Source organism: Pigmentiphaga sp. NML080357 (assembly GCF_002188465.1).
GTDB lineage: Bacteria > Pseudomonadota > Gammaproteobacteria > Burkholderiales > Burkholderiaceae_B > Pigmentiphaga.
Map to the genome: position 1 here is coordinate 1 of NZ_NINW01000005.1, position 15,530 is coordinate 15,530.

Consider the following 15,530-nt stretch of genomic DNA (forward strand, 5'->3'; position numbering starts at 1 on the left):
GGTGCACACGAGTATTGAGCATAGTCGAGATTGGTGCAGACGACTCCTGATATTGGGCTGTCAGGAGCCGTATGCACACCAGGCGTTACATCCAGTCAGATGGTGCGGTCGTCTTCTGAAAACGACAGTGTTATTTATTGACACTAGCTGAAAAAGGTCATAGATTTCTTCCTGACATTTTCGTCCAGGGAGGCATCTTGCAGGGTCAACGCATCGGCTACGTCCGGGTCAGCAGCTTCGACCAGAACCCGGAACGGCAACTTGAACACGTCGAAGTCGGCAAGGTGTTCACCGACAAGGCGTCGGGCAAGGACACCCAGCGGCCCGAGCTTGATTCGCTGCTGGCCTTCGTGCGCGAAGGCGACACCGTGGTGGTTCACAGCATGGATCGCTTGGCGCGCAACCTCGATGACTTGCGCCGCCTCGTGCAAAAGCTCACCAAGCGCGGCGTGCGCATCGAGTTCGTCAAGGAGAGCCTGACCTTCACCGGCGAGGATTCGCCGATGGCGAACCTGATGCTGTCGGTCATGGGGGCGTTCGCTGAATTCGAGCGGGCCTTGATCCGCGAGCGGCAGAGGGAAGGCATCGCGCTCGCCAAGCAACGCGGAGCCTACCGGGGCCGCAAGAAAGCGCTGTCGCCCGAACAGGTAGCCGATCTGCGGCAGCGGGCCGCCGCCGGCGAACAAAAAGCGAAGCTGGCCCGCGAGTTTGGTGTCAGCCGGGAGACCCTGTATCAATACTTGAGAGCGGATCAGTAAATATGCCACGTCGTTCCATTCTGTCCGCCGCCGAGCGGGAAAGCCTGTTGGCGTTGCCGGATACCAAGGAGGGGTTCTAAGCCGGAACCGCCGAAAATTCCGTCAGCCGATCAACGTGGCTTGTCCCGCGCCCGGTCGATGGGGTAGACCCAACAGTCGTGTCACTAGTGTCCTGAGTTAGAAATTCGCAAACAAAATCTCTCGATGCTCGCGAGGATGTCATCTGCGGACTTGACCCACGTGAATGGCTTGGGGTTGGCGTTGTTGATTTGCAGGTACTGCTTGATCGCCTGCTCGAGTTGCCGAGTCGAGCGATGTGTGCCGCGGCGGATGTACTTTTCGGTGAGGGTGGCGAACCAGCGCTCGACCTGGTTCAACCACGATGCCGAGGTCGGTGTGAAGTGAACATGAAAGCGCGGATGCCGGGCAAACCACGCCTTGATCGAAGGGGTCTTGTGAGTGCCATAGTTGTCCATCACCAGATGCACGTCCAGGTCGCTGGGCACATTGGCCTCGATGGTGCGCAGGAACTGCAGGAACTCGCTGCTGCGATGGCGCCGATGCATCTCTCCGATGACTTCGCCGGTAGCGATGTCCAGCGCCGCGAACAGCGTCGTCGTGCCGTGGCGCCTGTAGTCGTGCGTGCGCCGCTCGGGGATGCCCGGCGCCAGCGCCAGGATCGGTTGCGTGCGGTCCAACGCCTGGATCTGGCTCTTCTCGTCCACGCACAGCACCATGGCCTTGAGCGGTGGATCCAGGTACAGACCAACGATGTCGCGGACCTTCTCGACGAACAGCGGGTCGCTCGAGAGCTTGAAAGTTTCTTGGCGATGCGGCTGCAAGCCGAAGGCGCGCCAGATGCGCGTGACCGCTGTTTGCGACACAACCATCTCGCGCGCCATGGCGCGCGTGCTCCAGTGGGTCGCACCGGCCGGCACCGACCCCAGCGTCTTGGCAATCACCGCATCGACACGCGCGTCGTCAATGCTGCGCGGGGCGCCCGGGCGCGGTGCATCGAGCAATCCGTCCAGGCGCTGTTCGACGAAGCGAGCGCGCCACTTGGACACCGTCTGCGGCGTGACCCGCTGGCGGGCAGCGACCACCTTGTTGTCAATGCCCTGCGCACACGCCAGCACGATGCGCGCTCGCAAGGCCAGGGCCTGCGCCGTCTTGCGACGCAGCGTCAATGCCACGAGCTGTTCGCGTTCGGACTCGCTCAACACCAGTTGCGCCTTTGGCCTTCCTCTCATCGCCGCCTCCGTCATGTGCACACGCTACACGACAGACTCAGCAATAAGTTAGTAGTTCAACGAATTTCTAACTCAGGACACTAGCCGCCATTTCGATCACGACAATGCCAGCCGGACGTCACGTCCAGATTGTTCCGGTCTGGATGAGGCCGACTGACGTCTCGGATGACGGGTGGCATACAACTGCTGTGAGTCCTGCAGGGGGGCAGCTGCCTGACCGGACGGCGAGCATCAGCCCATCTCATGTATTAGTCATGTCAGCTTTGACACTGCGCACGCGACGGCACCCGACCCGTTGCAGACCCCCAGACATATGGAAAGCTGACGCTCAACGTGGAGTTAGCCGGCGCGGCGCGGCTTCATCGCGCAGCGTCCGTGTTGATGGATGGGTTAGAACTCTCTGGGGCACACATTTGAGAAAGACTATTTTTCAGCCAACGCAAAACCCGCGTTGCCAGATGCAACCACTGAGACAAATACAAACGGCACTGGACTAGTATTTAGAGCGCCATGCACTTGGCCAGGTTTTGCTATGGCAATATCTCCAGCCTTTAGATGAGCGACTTTGCCGCCTCCTTGGTAATACTCAGCCTCTCCAGAGATAACCGTCCAAGTATCTTGGCCGTCCGGGTGAACATGAGCGGTTATTTCTTGCCCAGGATGGGCATGCCAAACAACAACTGCTGAGTCCTTGGTTTCCAGAACCACTGAACGAATTGGTTCGCCGTCAGACGGACGAATATATTCTGTTACCGAAAATATTCTTGATTCCATTTCCATATCCACTCCAAAAATCAATTTGGCTTGAGAAGTTATTACAGAACAACTGTATCCGAGAGTTCTACGTTGCCGATAACCGGCCCGAAACGGCGGCGCAACGCGCCGCTGTTGGGGGTCCGTGTTCATCGGCGGGTTAGACCTGTGCTTGCGTAAGACGAATATCGACTTCTCGGTCGACGTATTTCCATTCCTCTGACGCACGCAGTTCGGAAAGCAGCCTGTTGAACTCAACCTCATGAATTGGCGCGTATTCGAACCAATTCAGAAAATCGAACGGTTCATTCTCTGAGAGGTCGCGGCAGTGGTGGAGCTTGCGCGCTACTGCAGGCAAATACTGAAGCCCGATTTGGACGTGCTTCGACTGTTCGAAAACGCTCCGGCGTTCGTCTTGCGTGAGCTCCCACCAAGCTGCGTTCTTCCGGATCGGTATTAGCGCACCGCACGTTGCTTCTGGGCGCGCCAGACCTTGCTGCTTCGCTACAATTTCATTCTTCTCTGCGCGCATGACATATCGTTCATTGCTGGTTATTCCACGAAGTATCCAGGGTGCATTGGTTTCAGACTGCAACTCTGAAGCGGATACGACGTTGAGCCTTTTGGCTTCAGGCAGGGGCTCGCCAACTCTCGTTTCGGCCCTGACAATCCGCCAAGGGCCAATGTCTGCGCCGACGAAAGCAAATAATCGTGTATCCATTTCAATCTTTCATGTGTGAATGTTTTAACTCTTGCAGCTTCGAAGAACCTATCTGCCGATCCCGTGCTTGTGCATCATCGCCTCCGCGCAACTGCGACGACCGCCCGCAGCAATCACATTGAACTTTCGAATCGAAACTGCTGAAGCGAACCTACGCGGACGTACGGCCGCAGTCTGTGCGCTGCCGGACGGAGCGCTGCCAATTTGCGCCTACTGGCAGGCTGTGAGTGCGCGGATGGGCCAGCGACCTCCCTTCATAGAGGGAGCGAAGCAGGTCAGAGACACTATTGAACGTCCGCTACCGGGAAGATGCTTGACCGTCCGCAACTGGCCGCCTGCCGCCGACCGCGGTCTGGCTCGAAAGCAGTCTGTCAACGCGCCGTTTCATTGTTGCCATGATCATATCTTAATCGCGCACAGGCGGCCACAGGCGGGCAGTATGAACCAGCGTCAGTATCCACACCGTTTCGCCGTCGATCTGATACACCAGGCGATAGCTTTCGTGCGGGATCAACTCGCGGGTCCCGGGAATCTTTCCCGGCTTGCCCAGCATGGGGTGCTGGATCAAGCGGGCGGCCGCGTCGCTGAAAATCTCATCCATCCGGGCCGCCGCGCGCGGATTGTCGGCTGCGATGTAGTCCCACACATCGGCACGGTCTTGCTGCGCTTCGGGCGTCCAAACAACCCTCACGCCTGGCTCGCCACACTGGCACGCCGTGCGGCGAATTCGGCCTCAACTTCATCGTTCGACCGCCCCAATCCAGCGCGCATCGAAGCCCGGCCGGCTTCGACCTTGCGGCGCAGGAACTCGTCGTACTCGCGCGACTCGCGCTGGCGCTGAACGAACTCGCGCATCAGCTCGCGCAGCACTTGCGACGCCGGGCGATGGGCCGCCTCGGCTTCGGCCATAAACTCGGCGCGCAACTCAGGCTCCAGCTTCATCGTGAAAACGGCTTGTTTTGACATGATCGGGGCCTCCTGCCACTTGATACTAACAAAGTATATACGCCGTCATTACTAAGCGCTATTCACAGAACGCTGCAAGGCGGGCGTGCGCTAGGCCAAGGCCTGTCGGAAAACATTTGTTTTTCGACAGGCCTTCAACGGTCCTCTGCACCAACCTCCGAGTGGCCGCAAAATTGTGCGGAAAACTCTGTCGCCAGACGCTACCATACGGAAACCTCGTCTTAATGGTTTTCCGCTTATGTTGGTAGGTTACATGCGCGTGTCGTCGGACTCCGACCGCCAGAGCACGAACTTGCAGCGCGATGCGCTGCTCGCCGTCGGCGTCGATGCGCGGCATCTGTTCGAGGATCATGCTTCCGGCGCGAAGGACGACCGCGCGGGCCTGGCGCGGGCGCTCGAATTCGTTCGCCCTGGCGACGTGTTGGTCGTGTGGAAGCTCGACCGGCTCGGCCGTTCGTTGTCGCACTTGCTCGCCATCGTGACCTCGCTCAAGAAAAAGCAGGTGGCGTTCCGCTCGCTGACGGAGAACCTGGATACCACGACGCCCTCGGGCGAGTTTCTGTTCCAGGTGTTCGGCGCGCTCGCGCAGTACGAACGCGCCTTGATCCTGCTTTTGCAGATCGGTGCCATGCACCATGAGCAGGTTGGCGTTGCCCGAGGTGAGCAGGTTGGACCCAATGCTGATCGACGCGGCCGCAAAAAAGCTGTTGGCCGCAGCCTCCACCGTGTAGGGCAGCTGCATGCCGCCAATGTCGTAGTCCTGCGCCGCGCTGAGCATGCCCGAGGCGGCGTAGGCGTCATACGCATCCTTGGTGGCCTGCGGCAGCGTGACGCGTTCACCATCGAAATGCGGCTCGTGCGTGTCCACCGTGCGGTTGAACGGCGCGTACTTCTCGCGCGCGATGCGCTCGCAGGTGTCGAGCACCGCGTCAAACGTCTCGCGCGAATGGTCGGCAAAGCGCTCGCGTGTGTTCAGCGTTTCGGCTTGCAGCCAGTTGTAAAGCAGGAAATCGAGGGTGGAGCGCAGGGTCGTCATGCGGGAAATTATGGGTGTGCACATCCCGTCGGGCATGTCCGTTGCGCGACGCGGCGAGGAGGGTGACCCAGGCCGACCGCTCCCGCACATTACTGCGGCCACACCCCTGCTGTGGCAATGGAATGCCATTGGCTCCGTAAATCCCGGGGGTTTACCCGTAGAACCATCCGTCACTGCGCATTTTCTACAACGCGCGTGCGCAGGACCTTCAATACGGGAGGGCAATGCCTCCGAATAATCAGTCGCTGCTCACCACAACCGAAGGAGACATGCATGGGTACTTCACCCCAATCCGATTTTCTGCGCGCGCTGTACCAGTCCTGGTCAGACCGCATGGCCGCCAACCCCGCGATGACCCTCGCCGACCTGCGCAGCCTGTTCGACGAGTGGCATCAACCCACGCTCGAGCCTGAAGGCGTGACCTACAAGTCGGACGTGCTCGCCGGCGTGGAAGCCATCTGGGCCCTGCCCCATGGCGCAGACACCAAGAAGGTCATCCTGTACACGCACGGCGGCGGCTTTGCCGTGGGCTCGGCCGCCAGCCATCGCAAGCTGGCCGGTCACCTGGCCAAGCATCTGGGCGCGACCGCGGTGGTGATCGACTACCGCCGGGCGCCCGAGCATCCGTATCCGGCCCAGATCGAGGATTCGACGGCTGTCTACAAAGAACTGCTGGCGCGTGGCTTCAAAGCAGCCGACATCGTCACCAGCGGCGACTCGGCGGGCGGCAACCTGGCCATCTCCACGGTGCTGAAGCTGCGCCAGGACGGCGTGGCGCTGCCGGGCGCGGTGATTGCCTTTTCGCCCTGGCTCGACATGGAGCATGTCGGCAAGACGCTGCAGACCAACGCGGCCACCGACGCCCTGGTCAGCAAGGCCGTTCTGGAGGGCATGTCGGGCATGTTCCTGGGCGAGAAGGGCTCACGCACCGACCCGCTGGCCAATCCGCTGAAGGCCGACTACACGGGCTTTCCGCGCCTGTACATCAACGCCGGCAGTGCCGAAACCCTGCTGGACAACGCGCAAGACCTGGAGCGCATCGCCAAGGCGGCGGGCGTGAACGTCACGCTATCGGTGGTGGACGGCATGCAGCACGTCTTCCCGTTCCTGGCGGGTCGCGCCCCCGAGGCCGACGACGAGCTGCGGCGCATTGCCCAGTGGTTCAAGGGCGCCTGAGCTCCAGTTAGCCAAGACCCCGAGGCCGAGGAGCCTTGGGGAAATTTTCCTCATTGCAACAACGCAGGCCACTACGTCGCCGCCAGGCGCAGCTGTGGCCGCAACTTAGAGAGACTCACCATGAAAAACACCAAACATCTGGACGCAATCGTCATCGGCGCCGGCTTTGGCGGCATGTACATGCTGAAAAAGCTGCGCGACGAGCAGGGCCTGAAAGTGCGCGTCTTCGACAAGGCCGGCGGCGTGGGCGGCACCTGGTACTGGAACCGCTACCCCGGCGCGCTGTCGGACACCGAGACCTTTGTTTACTGCTATTCGTGGGATAAAGAGCTGCTGCAGGAGATGCACATCACCACGCGCTATGTGACGCAGCCGCAAATCCTGTCGTATCTGGAGCATGTGGCCGACCGCTACAACCTGCGCCCCGACATTCAGCTGAACACCGGCGTCACGGCCGCGCACTTCAACGAAACCACCAACCTGTGGGAAGTGAAAACCGACACCGGCGAGGCCTACACCGCCAAGTTTTTGGTGACCGCGCTGGGCCTGCTGTCGGCCACCAACGTCCCCAAGATCAAGGGCCTGGACACCTTCCAGGGCGAGTGGCTGCACACCGGCAACTGGCCCGAAGGCGTGCAATACGACGGCAAGCGCGTGGGCGTGATTGGCACGGGCTCCACCGGCACCCAGGTCATCACCGCCATTGCGCCCAAGGTGGGCCATCTGACGGTGTTCCAACGCTCGCCCCAGTACAGCGTGCCCGTGGGCAACGGCCCGGTCACGCCCGAATACGTGGCAGAGGTGAAGAAGAACTACGACGAGATCTGGGAGCAGGTGAAGGGCTCGGTGGTGGCCTTTGGCTTCAAGGAGAGCACCGTGTCGGCCATGAGCGTGTCGGAAGAAGAGCGCCAGGCCGTGTTCCAGAAAGCCTGGGACAACGGCGGCGGTTTCCGCTTCATGTTCGAAACCTTCTGCGACATCGCCACCGATGAGCGCGCCAACAAGGCGGCGCAAGACTTCATCCGCGGCAAGATTGCCGAAATCGTCAAGGACCCCGAGACGGCGCGCAAGCTCATGCCGCAAGACCTGTACGCCAAGCGCCCTTTGTGCGACAGCGGCTACTACGCCACCTACAACCGGCCCAATGTCGATCTGGTCGATGTCAAGGCCAACCCGATTGTCGAAATCACCCCCAAGGGCGTGAAAACCACCGATGGCGTGGAGCACGAACTGGACATGCTGATTTTTGCCACCGGCTTTGATGCGGTGGATGGCAACTACACCAAGATCGACATCCGTGGCCGCAATGGCCTGACGATTCAAGAGCAATGGAAATCGGGCCCCAGCAGCTACATGGGCGTGGCCAATGCCAACTTCCCCAACATGTTCATGGTGCTGGGCCCCAACGGCCCGTTCACCAACCTGCCGCCGGCGATTGAGAGCCAGGTCGAGTGGATTGCCGCGCTGATCAAGGATGTGAACGCCAAGGATCTGAAAACCGTGGAAGCCACCACCGAGGCCGAAGCCGGTTGGACCAAAACCTGCCACGACATCGCCCACATGACGCTGTTCCCCAAGGCCGACTCCTGGATTTTTGGCGCCAACATCCCGGGCAAAACCAACACCGTGTATTTCTACATGGCCGGCCTCGGCGCTTACCGGCAAGAGCTGTCTGCAGTGCAAAACAAGGGCTACGAGGGTTTCGTATTCCAGTAAATGCGCATTTTTTAAAAAACCAACCAAGGAGACAACATGAAACGCGTAGAAAACAAAGTGATTTTGGTGACCGGCGGTGCCATGGGCATGGGCCGCTCGCACAGCGAGCTGCTGGCAGCGCAAGGCGCCTGGGTGTTCGTGGCCGACGTGAACGCAGCCGAAGGGCAAGCCACCGTGGACAGCATCCGCAAAAACGGTGGCAAGGCCGACTTTTTGCAGCTGGATGTGACACAAGAAGCCCAATGGAACGCCGCGCTGGCGCAAATCACAGAGCGTGCAGGCCGTCTGGATGTGCTGGTGAACAACGCCGGCATTCTGATCCTCAAGCCCATGCAAGACACGACCAACGACGAGTGGGATCGCGTCTTCGATGTGAACGTGCGCGGCCTGTTCATCGGCACCCGTGCGGCGGTGCCGCTGATGCAAAAGGCCGGCGGCGGCACCATCGTCAACGTGTCGTCGATTTACGGCCTGGTCGGTGCCCCCGGTGCCAGCGCCTATGAAGCCTCCAAGGGCGCGGTCCGCCTGTTCACCAAGTCTTGCGCCGTGGATCTGGCACCGTTCAATATCCGCGTCAACTCGGTGCACCCCGGCGTGATTGAGACCCAGATGACCAAGGCCATGCTGGACGACCCGGTCATCCGCCCGGCACTGCTCGGCCCCACGCTGCTCAAGCGCCCCGCGCAACCGATCGAGGTGTCACAGGCCGTGCTGTTCCTGGCCTCGGACGAATCATCGTTCGTGCATGGCGCAGAACTGGTCGTTGACGGCGGCTACACGGCCAATTGATCGTCAACCGCAACGCGCCGGACTCAAGCCGCGAGCGGGTAGTCCGGGGCGTCGCTGCAAGCACAAGACCCCCATCAGGAGGCAAACCAATGAAGCAATTTTTCAAGCGACTGGCACCCCTGGCCACCGCACTGGCTGCCCTCGCGCAGGCCGGCACGGCCAGCGCCATCGAACTTGACGCCGGTGACTACACACCGCTGCCGGCCGGCACCACCGCGCTGGTGGTCTATGGCCAGCACACCACGCGCGACAAGCTATACAGCCAGGGCAACCGGCAGGCGATCAACCCGCAGCTGGACTCCACCGTGGGCATCTTGCGCGGTGTGCGCTTCATGGAAGTGGGCGGCCTCATCATCGACCCGCAGTTTCTGCTGCCCTTTGGCCGGCTCAGCGCCAAGGACGACATTGCGGGCCTGGGCTCGAAAAGCAGCGTGGGCGACCTGATCCTCGCGTCCGCAATCTGGTTCACCAAACCCGGTGACAAGAACCACTTCGCCATCACGCCTTACCTGTGGCTGCCGACCGGCTCGTATGACCGCAACCAGTCTTTGGGCCTGGGCGAAAACCGCTACAAGTTTGCGCTGCAGGCTGGCGGCATCGTGCAACTGGCGCCCGGCATCCACTGGGACTACGCCGGTGACGTGACGCTCTTTGGCAAGAACGACGACTTCAACAACGGCGCGGGCGGCAGAACCGAGATGAAGCAAAAGCCGCTGTACCAGCTGCAGACCCATTTGCGCTACCAGCTCAGCCCGACGCTGGACCTGCGCGCTGCCCTGTTCCACACCTTCGGTGGCGAGACCAAGGTGGGCGGCGTGGACCAGAACAACCGCCAGTCCACCACCAAGTTCAACGTGGGCACCGCGTGGTTCATGCAGCCCGACCTGCAGTTGATCGCCACCTATGGCCGCGACATCCATGTGCGCGAAGGCTTCAAGGCCAACAACCAGATCAACCTGCGCCTGCTGAAGCTGTATTGATCGCGCAGGCGGCCGCCGGGCACCGACGGCCGCCTGAAGAATTGGATGGCTCAGTTATAGCAAGCTGCCATTAGGCGATGGCCGCTGCGATGTAGCGTCTGCCATTTTTTGAAATCCAGATACTCAAGGAAACACACACCATGCGCTGTTATTGCGTGATGCACCATTCAAAGCCGCTTGAACTCGTCGAGCGTGAGACTCCGCAGCCCGTGGAAACCGAGGTGCTTGTGCGGGTGAAGGCCGCTGGCCTTTGCCACACGGACCTGCACATCTGGGAGGGCTTTTACGACCTGGGAGGCGGCAAGCGGCTGAACCTGGCGGACCGGGGCATCAAGCCGCCCATCATCCTCAGCCACGAAATCTGTGGCGAGGTGGTATCGGCCGGTGCGGACGCTGGTGAGGTCAAGGTGGGTGGCCGCTTCCTGATCCATCCCTGGATCGGTTGCGGTGAATGCCCCACCTGCCTGCGCGGCGACGAGAATCTCTGCCTGAAGGGCCGCGCCCTTGGCGTGGCACGCCCCGGTGGTTTTGCCGACTACGTGATCGTTCCCCACCCGCGCTACCTGGTCAACATCGACGGCCTGGACGAGGCCGAGGCAGCGCCTCTGGCCTGCGCGGGCGTGACGACCTACAGCGCCATCAAGAAGCTGGGCGACGGCATCCACCATGAGCCCGTCGTCATCATCGGTGCCGGCGGCCTGGGCCTGATGGCCATCGAGGTGCTCAAGGCCCTGGGAGGCAAAGGCGCCATCGTGGTGGACATCGACCCTGCCAAGCGCGAAGCCGCATTGGCCGCTGGCGCGCTGTCGGTGATCGACGGCAAGGCGGCCGATGCGGCCAGCCAGATCATCGCGGCGACCGAAGGCGGTGCCGGCCAGATTCTGGACCTGGTGGGCTCGGCCCCGACTGTCTCGCTGGCGATGCAAAGTGCCCGCCGCGGCGGACACATCGTCATCTGCGGGCTTATGGGTGGTGACCTGACCATCTCGCTGGCGACCATCCCGCTGCGCCCGCTGTGCATCGAGGGCAGCTACGTCGGCACCCTGTCCGAACTGCGAGAGCTGGTGGAACTGGTCAAGCGCAGCGGCATGAAGTCGATTCCGGTGTCGCGCCGCCCGATGGCCCAGGTGAACCAGGCCATTGACGACCTGCACCACGGCAAGGTGATCGGGCGTGCCGTACTGATCCCATGACTGATCCCATGAGTTTCTGAAAGAGCACACCATGTATCCCCAACTCAGCCTCTACATTGACGGACAAATGCTGCGCGGCGAAGGCCGCCGCGAGCAGGATGTACTGAACCCCGCCAACAACCAGGTGATCGGCCAGCTGCCGCATGCCACCCAGGCCGACCTGGACATGGCGCTGGCAGCGGCACAGCGCGCCTTCGCGTCGTGGCGCAGCAGCACGGCGATGCAGCGCGCGCAGGTGCTGAAAGCCGTCGCAGGATTGATTCGCGAACGTGCGCCGCAAATCGGCCGCAATCTCACCCTGGAGCAGGGCAAGCCCCTGGCCGAGGGCGTGGGCGAAGTGGCGGTCTGCGCCGAGCACGCCGAGTGGCATGCCGAGGAATGCCGGCGCATCTATGGCCGCCTCATTCCACCCCGCGATGCCAGCGTGCAGCAGACGGTGCTGCGTGAACCCATCGGCGTGTGCGTGGCCTTCTCGCCCTGGAACTTCCCGTTCAGCCAAGCCTTTCGCAAGGTGGTCGCGGCCATTGGCGCGGGGTGCACTGTCATCCTCAAAGGTTCCAGCGACACACCGGCCTCGGTGCTGGCAATTGCCCAGCTGTTTCATGACGCCGGCTTGCCGCCGGGCGTGCTGAATGTGGTGTCGGGCGATTCCGGAATGATCTCGGACTACCTGATCCGCTCTCCCATCGTGCGTAAGATTTCCTTCACGGGCTCCACACCTGTGGGGCAGCAGCTGGCAGCGCTGGCCGGTGCGAACATGAAGCGCAGCACCATGGAGCTGGGCGGCCACGCGCCCGTGATCGTGTGTGACGATGCGGACATCGACCGCGCGGCAGACGTGCTGTCGGGCTTCAAGTTCCGCAACGCGGGACAGGTGTGCATCTCCCCCACGCGCTTTTATGTGCAGGACGGCGTGTATGACCGTTTCGTCGAACGATTTGCGCAGCGGGCACAGGCACTGGCGGTCGGAGACGGGCTGGTTGAAACCAACCGCATGGGGCCGTTGGCGCAACCGCGCCGCGTCGCTGCCATGGAGGGTTTCGTGGAAGACGCCCGCCAGCGCGGCGCCAAGATCGTAACGGGCGGCCATCGGCTGCAAGGCGACGGCAACTTCTTCGCCCCCACGGTGCTGGCCGACCTGCCCGACGACTCGCGCTTCATGACCGAAGAGCCCTTCGGCCCGATGGCCGGCATGGTGCGATTCAAGACCGTGGAAGAAGTGCTTTCGCGCGCCAACAGCCTGCCCTTTGGCCTGGCGTCGTATGCCTTCACCACGTCACTGAAGAACGCGCACCAGATCTCGCGCGGGCTGGAAGCCGGCATGGTGTCCATCAACCACATCGGGCTTGCGCTGGCCGAGACACCGTTTGGCGGCATCAAGGAAAGCGGCTATGGCAGCGAGGGCGGCAGTGAAACCTTCGACGGCTACCTGACCACCAAGTTCGTGTCGCAACTCAATTAAGGCGCAAAGACTGCCAATCCACAAAAATGGGCAGTCTCACTGAAGCGCAGGCTGCCATTGCCCGCCAGCAGCACCCCATGGCGGCGCGGGCGTGTCGCGAACGGGCAGCTGACATTGGTACTCGTCAATTATTGATATTGCACGGTTTATTGCTGAGACATAACCCCGTTCAACCTGTGCTTGTCGAAGGGCTCAGCCCGAACGGGGTTGGCGAATAAATCCCGCCGGATCAACAGATCGCCCCCAGGCCCCGCTTGGCGCGTGCCACATGGATGAGGACCCTGACCTCGTCCATCGTCGGGTTTGACCAGCAGGCCGCTCAGTTGATGAAATTTTCGGTCGCGCGCAGCGCCGCCGCGTTCACCGTGCTGCGGTACTCCACGGGCGTTTGCTTGAAAGCCCGCTTGAAGTGGCGCACCAGATGGCTCTGGTCGGAGAAGCCGCAGTCCATGGCAATGCACTTCAGCGGCACAGCCACCGGACGGCTGAGCAGGCGCCGGGCGCGCTCCAGGCGCTGGCGCAAAACATAGGCGTGCGGTGCGCAGCCAAACTCTGCATGGAACTTGCGGATCAGCCCGGACACACTCACGCCCGCCTCGCGCGCCATCTCATCGAGCTTGAGGTTGCGATCCAGGTTGTCCTCGACATACTGCACAAGGCGCCGCCGCTGCCAATCTGCCATGCGGCCGGCCAGCGGCACCTCGCGCACGCCGGCCTTGGCATAGCGGCGAAGCAGATGAACGCAAAGCTGATTCACCAGCGACGACCGGTACAGCCCGCCGCCAAGCCCGCCGCTTTCCAACTCGGACTCGAAGGCGGACATTAGGCCGGGCAGGATGTCGTCCTGGGCACGCACGCAGTCTTCCATGCCCACATCACTCACGCTTCGCTCAAAAACTTCTTCGGCGACACGGCACAGCTCGGTGTGCGCCAGGTAGATGTGCGTGACGTCAATCGGGCGGTCCCACTTCCACTGAGACGACTCGCCGCGCGTCAGCAGCGAACACACGCCCCGCCCCACCCGCTCGCTGCGCCAAGCGCCACCTGCGCGCCGGCTCATGACCGCGTCATCGCACTTGTAACGCACGAGCATGTAGTCGCGCATGGAGGGAATTTCAACGTCAAGGGACGTGTACTGATAGCCCTTGAGCGTCACCTGATCCCAACCGACCGGCACGCTGTCAAGCGTCAGCTGGCCGGGTATCCAGCGGGGAACTTCATCAGGCGCAACAAGTTGACTCATAAACAGCAACTCCGGCAGGCCCATATGCAGGCCAAAGGTTTGATTTTCATCAAAGCAACCGGCGCCTACATCGGGGTTAACCCCATTTGCGGACTGCGCTCTGAGAACGAGCAAGATTGGACGTGGCCTTCATGCGGTCGAGCGGCGCGCACCCTTGGCATCTCCTCTGCGCGACACAGCGCGACGAAGCTGCGTTGTCAACTTGAAGCCGCCCGTTGGCAGGCCGTTCCACCCCCGACTGTGGAAGGCTGGCGTCCGGCCTGCGCAGGGCGTGTTCGCTTCAACCCGTCGTCAGCAACTACAACACTTCAAACACGCCCGCCGCGCCCATGCCGCCGCCAATGCACATGGTCACGCAGACTTTCTTTGCCCCGCGGCGCTTGCCTTCGATCAGCGCATGGCCCGTGAGGCGCTGGCCCGACACACCATAGGGGTGGCCCAGGGCGATGGCGCCGCCGTTCACGTTCAGGCGGTCCGCCGGGATGCCCAGCTTGTCGCGGCAGTACAGCACCTGCACGGCAAAAGCCTCGTTCAGCTCCCACAGGTCGATGTCCTGCACCGTCAGGCCCAGCTTCTTGAGCACCTTGGGCACGGCGAACACGGGGCCAATGCCCATTTCGTCAGGCTCGCAGCCGGCCACCGCAAAGCCGAGGAAACGGCCCAGAGGCTTCAGGCCCTTCTTGCTGGCGTACTCTTCGCTGGCCACCACGCAGGCGCCAGCGCCATCGCTGAACTGGCTGGCGTTGCCAGCAGAGATCAGACCACCCGGCAGTGCCGAGCGCAGGCCGCTGATGGCATCCACCGTGGTGCCTTCCCGCGTGCCTTCGTCCTTGCTCACCGTGACCTGCTTGGTGATCAGGCCCAGCGTCTTGTCAGCCACGCCGGCCGTCACGGTGATGGGGGCGATTTCGGCATCGAACAGGCCGGCGGCCTGGGCAGCGCAGGCCTTTTGCTGGCTGCCCGCACCGTACTCGTCCATGGCTTCGCGGCCGATGTTGTAGCGCTTGGCCACCTGCTCGGCAGTCTGCAGCATGCTCCAGTAGATCTCGGGCTTTTGCTTGGCCAGGGCCAGGTCCTGGATCATGTGCAGATTCATCTCCTGCTGCACGCAGGAGATGCTTTCGACGCCCCCGGCCACAAACACATCGGCCTCGCCCGCGATGATGCGCTGGGCAGCCATGGCGATGGTCTGCAGGCCCGACGAACAGAAGCGGTTGACGGTCACGCCCGATGCCGTGATGGGCAGGCCGGCCTTCAGCGCGATCTGGCGTGCGATGTTGCTGCCCGTGGCGCCTTCGGGCGTAGCGCAACCCATGATGACGTCGTCCACGTCAGCGGCGTCGATGCCGGCGCGCTGTACGGGGTCTCCTCGTTTTCAGTGCAATAAGTGACGGTACGCAAAGCTAGCACTGGCGCGGGGGTGGTCTGGGTAGACCGTTGATTTCATTGACTTTCCTGTTCGCTTTGTAAACGGGTATGGTGGCCTC

The 15,530-nt window shown here is 62.0% G+C and carries 13 protein-coding genes and 3 pseudogenes; 8 read left to right on the forward strand and 8 right to left on the reverse strand.

The window, feature by feature from the left end; all coding sequences use genetic code 11:
* Positions 1–197: 197 nt before the first annotated feature.
* Positions 198–758, forward strand: a complete 561-nt coding sequence (locus CDO44_RS01790) for a recombinase family protein (protein WP_011239984.1) — start codon at positions 198–200, stop codon at positions 756–758.
* Between the two features lie 164 nt (positions 759–922).
* Here CDO44_RS01790 and CDO44_RS01795 read toward each other — a convergent pair whose 3' ends face one another.
* From CDO44_RS01795 to CDO44_RS01815, 5 genes are all read right to left on the reverse strand, one after another.
* Entirely contained in the window at positions 923–2,023 is a 1,101-nt protein-coding gene (locus CDO44_RS01795) for an IS630 family transposase (protein ID WP_144389447.1), read from the reverse strand.
* Positions 2,024–2,431: 408 nt separating this feature from the next.
* A complete protein-coding gene (locus CDO44_RS01800; protein WP_012435589.1) occupies positions 2,432–2,788 on the reverse strand; it encodes a cupin domain-containing protein in 357 nt (118 codons plus the stop codon).
* 133 nt (positions 2,789–2,921) lie between these two features.
* Positions 2,922–3,482: a chlorite dismutase family protein gene (locus CDO44_RS01805; protein WP_011514928.1), complete on the reverse strand. Its 561-nt coding sequence runs from the start codon at positions 3,480–3,482 to the stop codon at positions 2,922–2,924.
* Positions 3,483–3,888: 406 nt separating this feature from the next.
* Positions 3,889–4,173 carry a type II toxin-antitoxin system mRNA interferase toxin, RelE/StbE family gene (locus CDO44_RS01810; protein WP_011342942.1) on the reverse strand — a complete coding sequence of 95 codons (285 nt, stop codon included), beginning with the start codon at positions 4,171–4,173 and terminating at the stop codon, positions 3,889–3,891.
* On the reverse strand, positions 4,170–4,448 hold the full coding sequence (locus CDO44_RS01815; protein WP_011342941.1) for a hypothetical protein: 279 nt from the start codon (positions 4,446–4,448) through the stop codon (positions 4,170–4,172). The genes CDO44_RS01810 and CDO44_RS01815 overlap by 4 nt, the downstream gene beginning before the upstream one ends.
* A gap of 238 nt (positions 4,449–4,686) precedes the next feature.
* On the opposite strand from CDO44_RS01815, the pseudogene CDO44_RS01820 reads away from it, so the two are divergent.
* A pseudogene (locus CDO44_RS01820) lies at positions 4,687–5,055 on the forward strand (recombinase family protein); the annotation flags it as partial.
* Here the strand turns inward: CDO44_RS01820 and CDO44_RS01825 are convergent.
* Positions 5,056–5,484, reverse strand: a pseudogene (locus CDO44_RS01825) (acyl-CoA dehydrogenase family protein); the annotation flags it as partial.
* Positions 5,485–5,757: 273 nt separating this feature from the next.
* On the opposite strand from CDO44_RS01825, the gene CDO44_RS01830 reads away from it, so the two are divergent.
* From CDO44_RS01830 to CDO44_RS01855, 6 genes are all read left to right on the forward strand, one after another.
* Positions 5,758–6,660: an alpha/beta hydrolase gene (locus tag CDO44_RS01830; protein WP_067399857.1), complete on the forward strand. Its 903-nt coding sequence runs from the start codon at positions 5,758–5,760 to the stop codon at positions 6,658–6,660.
* A gap of 120 nt (positions 6,661–6,780) precedes the next feature.
* Positions 6,781–8,376 (forward strand): NAD(P)/FAD-dependent oxidoreductase, encoded by a 1,596-nt coding sequence (locus CDO44_RS01835; RefSeq protein ID WP_087778440.1) that lies wholly within the window; start codon positions 6,781–6,783, stop codon positions 8,374–8,376.
* 36 nt (positions 8,377–8,412) lie between these two features.
* Entirely contained in the window at positions 8,413–9,165 is a 753-nt protein-coding gene (locus tag CDO44_RS01840; protein ID WP_067399863.1) for a glucose 1-dehydrogenase, read from the forward strand.
* 89 nt (positions 9,166–9,254) lie between these two features.
* Positions 9,255–10,145: a transporter gene (locus CDO44_RS01845; protein WP_067399865.1), complete on the forward strand. Its 891-nt coding sequence runs from the start codon at positions 9,255–9,257 to the stop codon at positions 10,143–10,145.
* 140 nt (positions 10,146–10,285) lie between these two features.
* The gene (locus CDO44_RS01850; protein WP_067399868.1) at positions 10,286–11,338 is read left to right on the forward strand and encodes an alcohol dehydrogenase; all 1,053 of its coding nucleotides are present in this window, start codon (positions 10,286–10,288) and stop codon (positions 11,336–11,338) included.
* Positions 11,339–11,369: 31 nt separating this feature from the next.
* Positions 11,370–12,800 carry an NAD-dependent succinate-semialdehyde dehydrogenase gene (locus CDO44_RS01855; RefSeq protein WP_067399871.1) on the forward strand — a complete coding sequence of 477 codons (1,431 nt, stop codon included), beginning with the start codon at positions 11,370–11,372 and terminating at the stop codon, positions 12,798–12,800.
* Between the two features lie 319 nt (positions 12,801–13,119).
* On the opposite strand, the gene CDO44_RS01860 is transcribed toward CDO44_RS01855, so the two are convergent.
* On the reverse strand, positions 13,120–14,157 hold the full coding sequence (locus CDO44_RS01860; protein ID WP_233146004.1) for a helix-turn-helix domain-containing protein: 1,038 nt from the start codon (positions 14,155–14,157) through the stop codon (positions 13,120–13,122).
* 184 nt (positions 14,158–14,341) lie between these two features.
* Positions 14,342–15,403: pseudogene (locus tag CDO44_RS01865) on the reverse strand (acetyl-CoA C-acyltransferase); the annotation flags it as partial.
* Between the last annotated feature and the right edge of the window lie 127 nt (positions 15,404–15,530).

Coding starts and splice junctions, on each gene's coding strand:
- CDO44_RS01795 (WP_144389447.1), bottom strand. CDS start 2,023: ATGACGGAGGCGGCGATGAGAGGAAGGCCAAAGGCGCAACTGGTGTTG.
- CDO44_RS01800 (WP_012435589.1), bottom strand. CDS start 2,788: ATGGAAATGGAATCAAGAATATTTTCGGTAACAGAATATATTCGTCCG.
- CDO44_RS01805 (WP_011514928.1), bottom strand. CDS start 3,482: ATGGATACACGATTATTTGCTTTCGTCGGCGCAGACATTGGCCCTTGG.
- CDO44_RS01815 (WP_011342941.1), bottom strand. CDS start 4,448: ATGTCAAAACAAGCCGTTTTCACGATGAAGCTGGAGCCTGAGTTGCGC.
- CDO44_RS01830 (WP_067399857.1), top strand. CDS start 5,758: ATGGGTACTTCACCCCAATCCGATTTTCTGCGCGCGCTGTACCAGTCC.
- CDO44_RS01835 (WP_087778440.1), top strand. CDS start 6,781: ATGAAAAACACCAAACATCTGGACGCAATCGTCATCGGCGCCGGCTTT.
- CDO44_RS01840 (WP_067399863.1), top strand. CDS start 8,413: ATGAAACGCGTAGAAAACAAAGTGATTTTGGTGACCGGCGGTGCCATG.
- CDO44_RS01845 (WP_067399865.1), top strand. CDS start 9,255: ATGAAGCAATTTTTCAAGCGACTGGCACCCCTGGCCACCGCACTGGCT.
- CDO44_RS01850 (WP_067399868.1), top strand. CDS start 10,286: ATGCGCTGTTATTGCGTGATGCACCATTCAAAGCCGCTTGAACTCGTC.
- CDO44_RS01855 (WP_067399871.1), top strand. CDS start 11,370: ATGTATCCCCAACTCAGCCTCTACATTGACGGACAAATGCTGCGCGGC.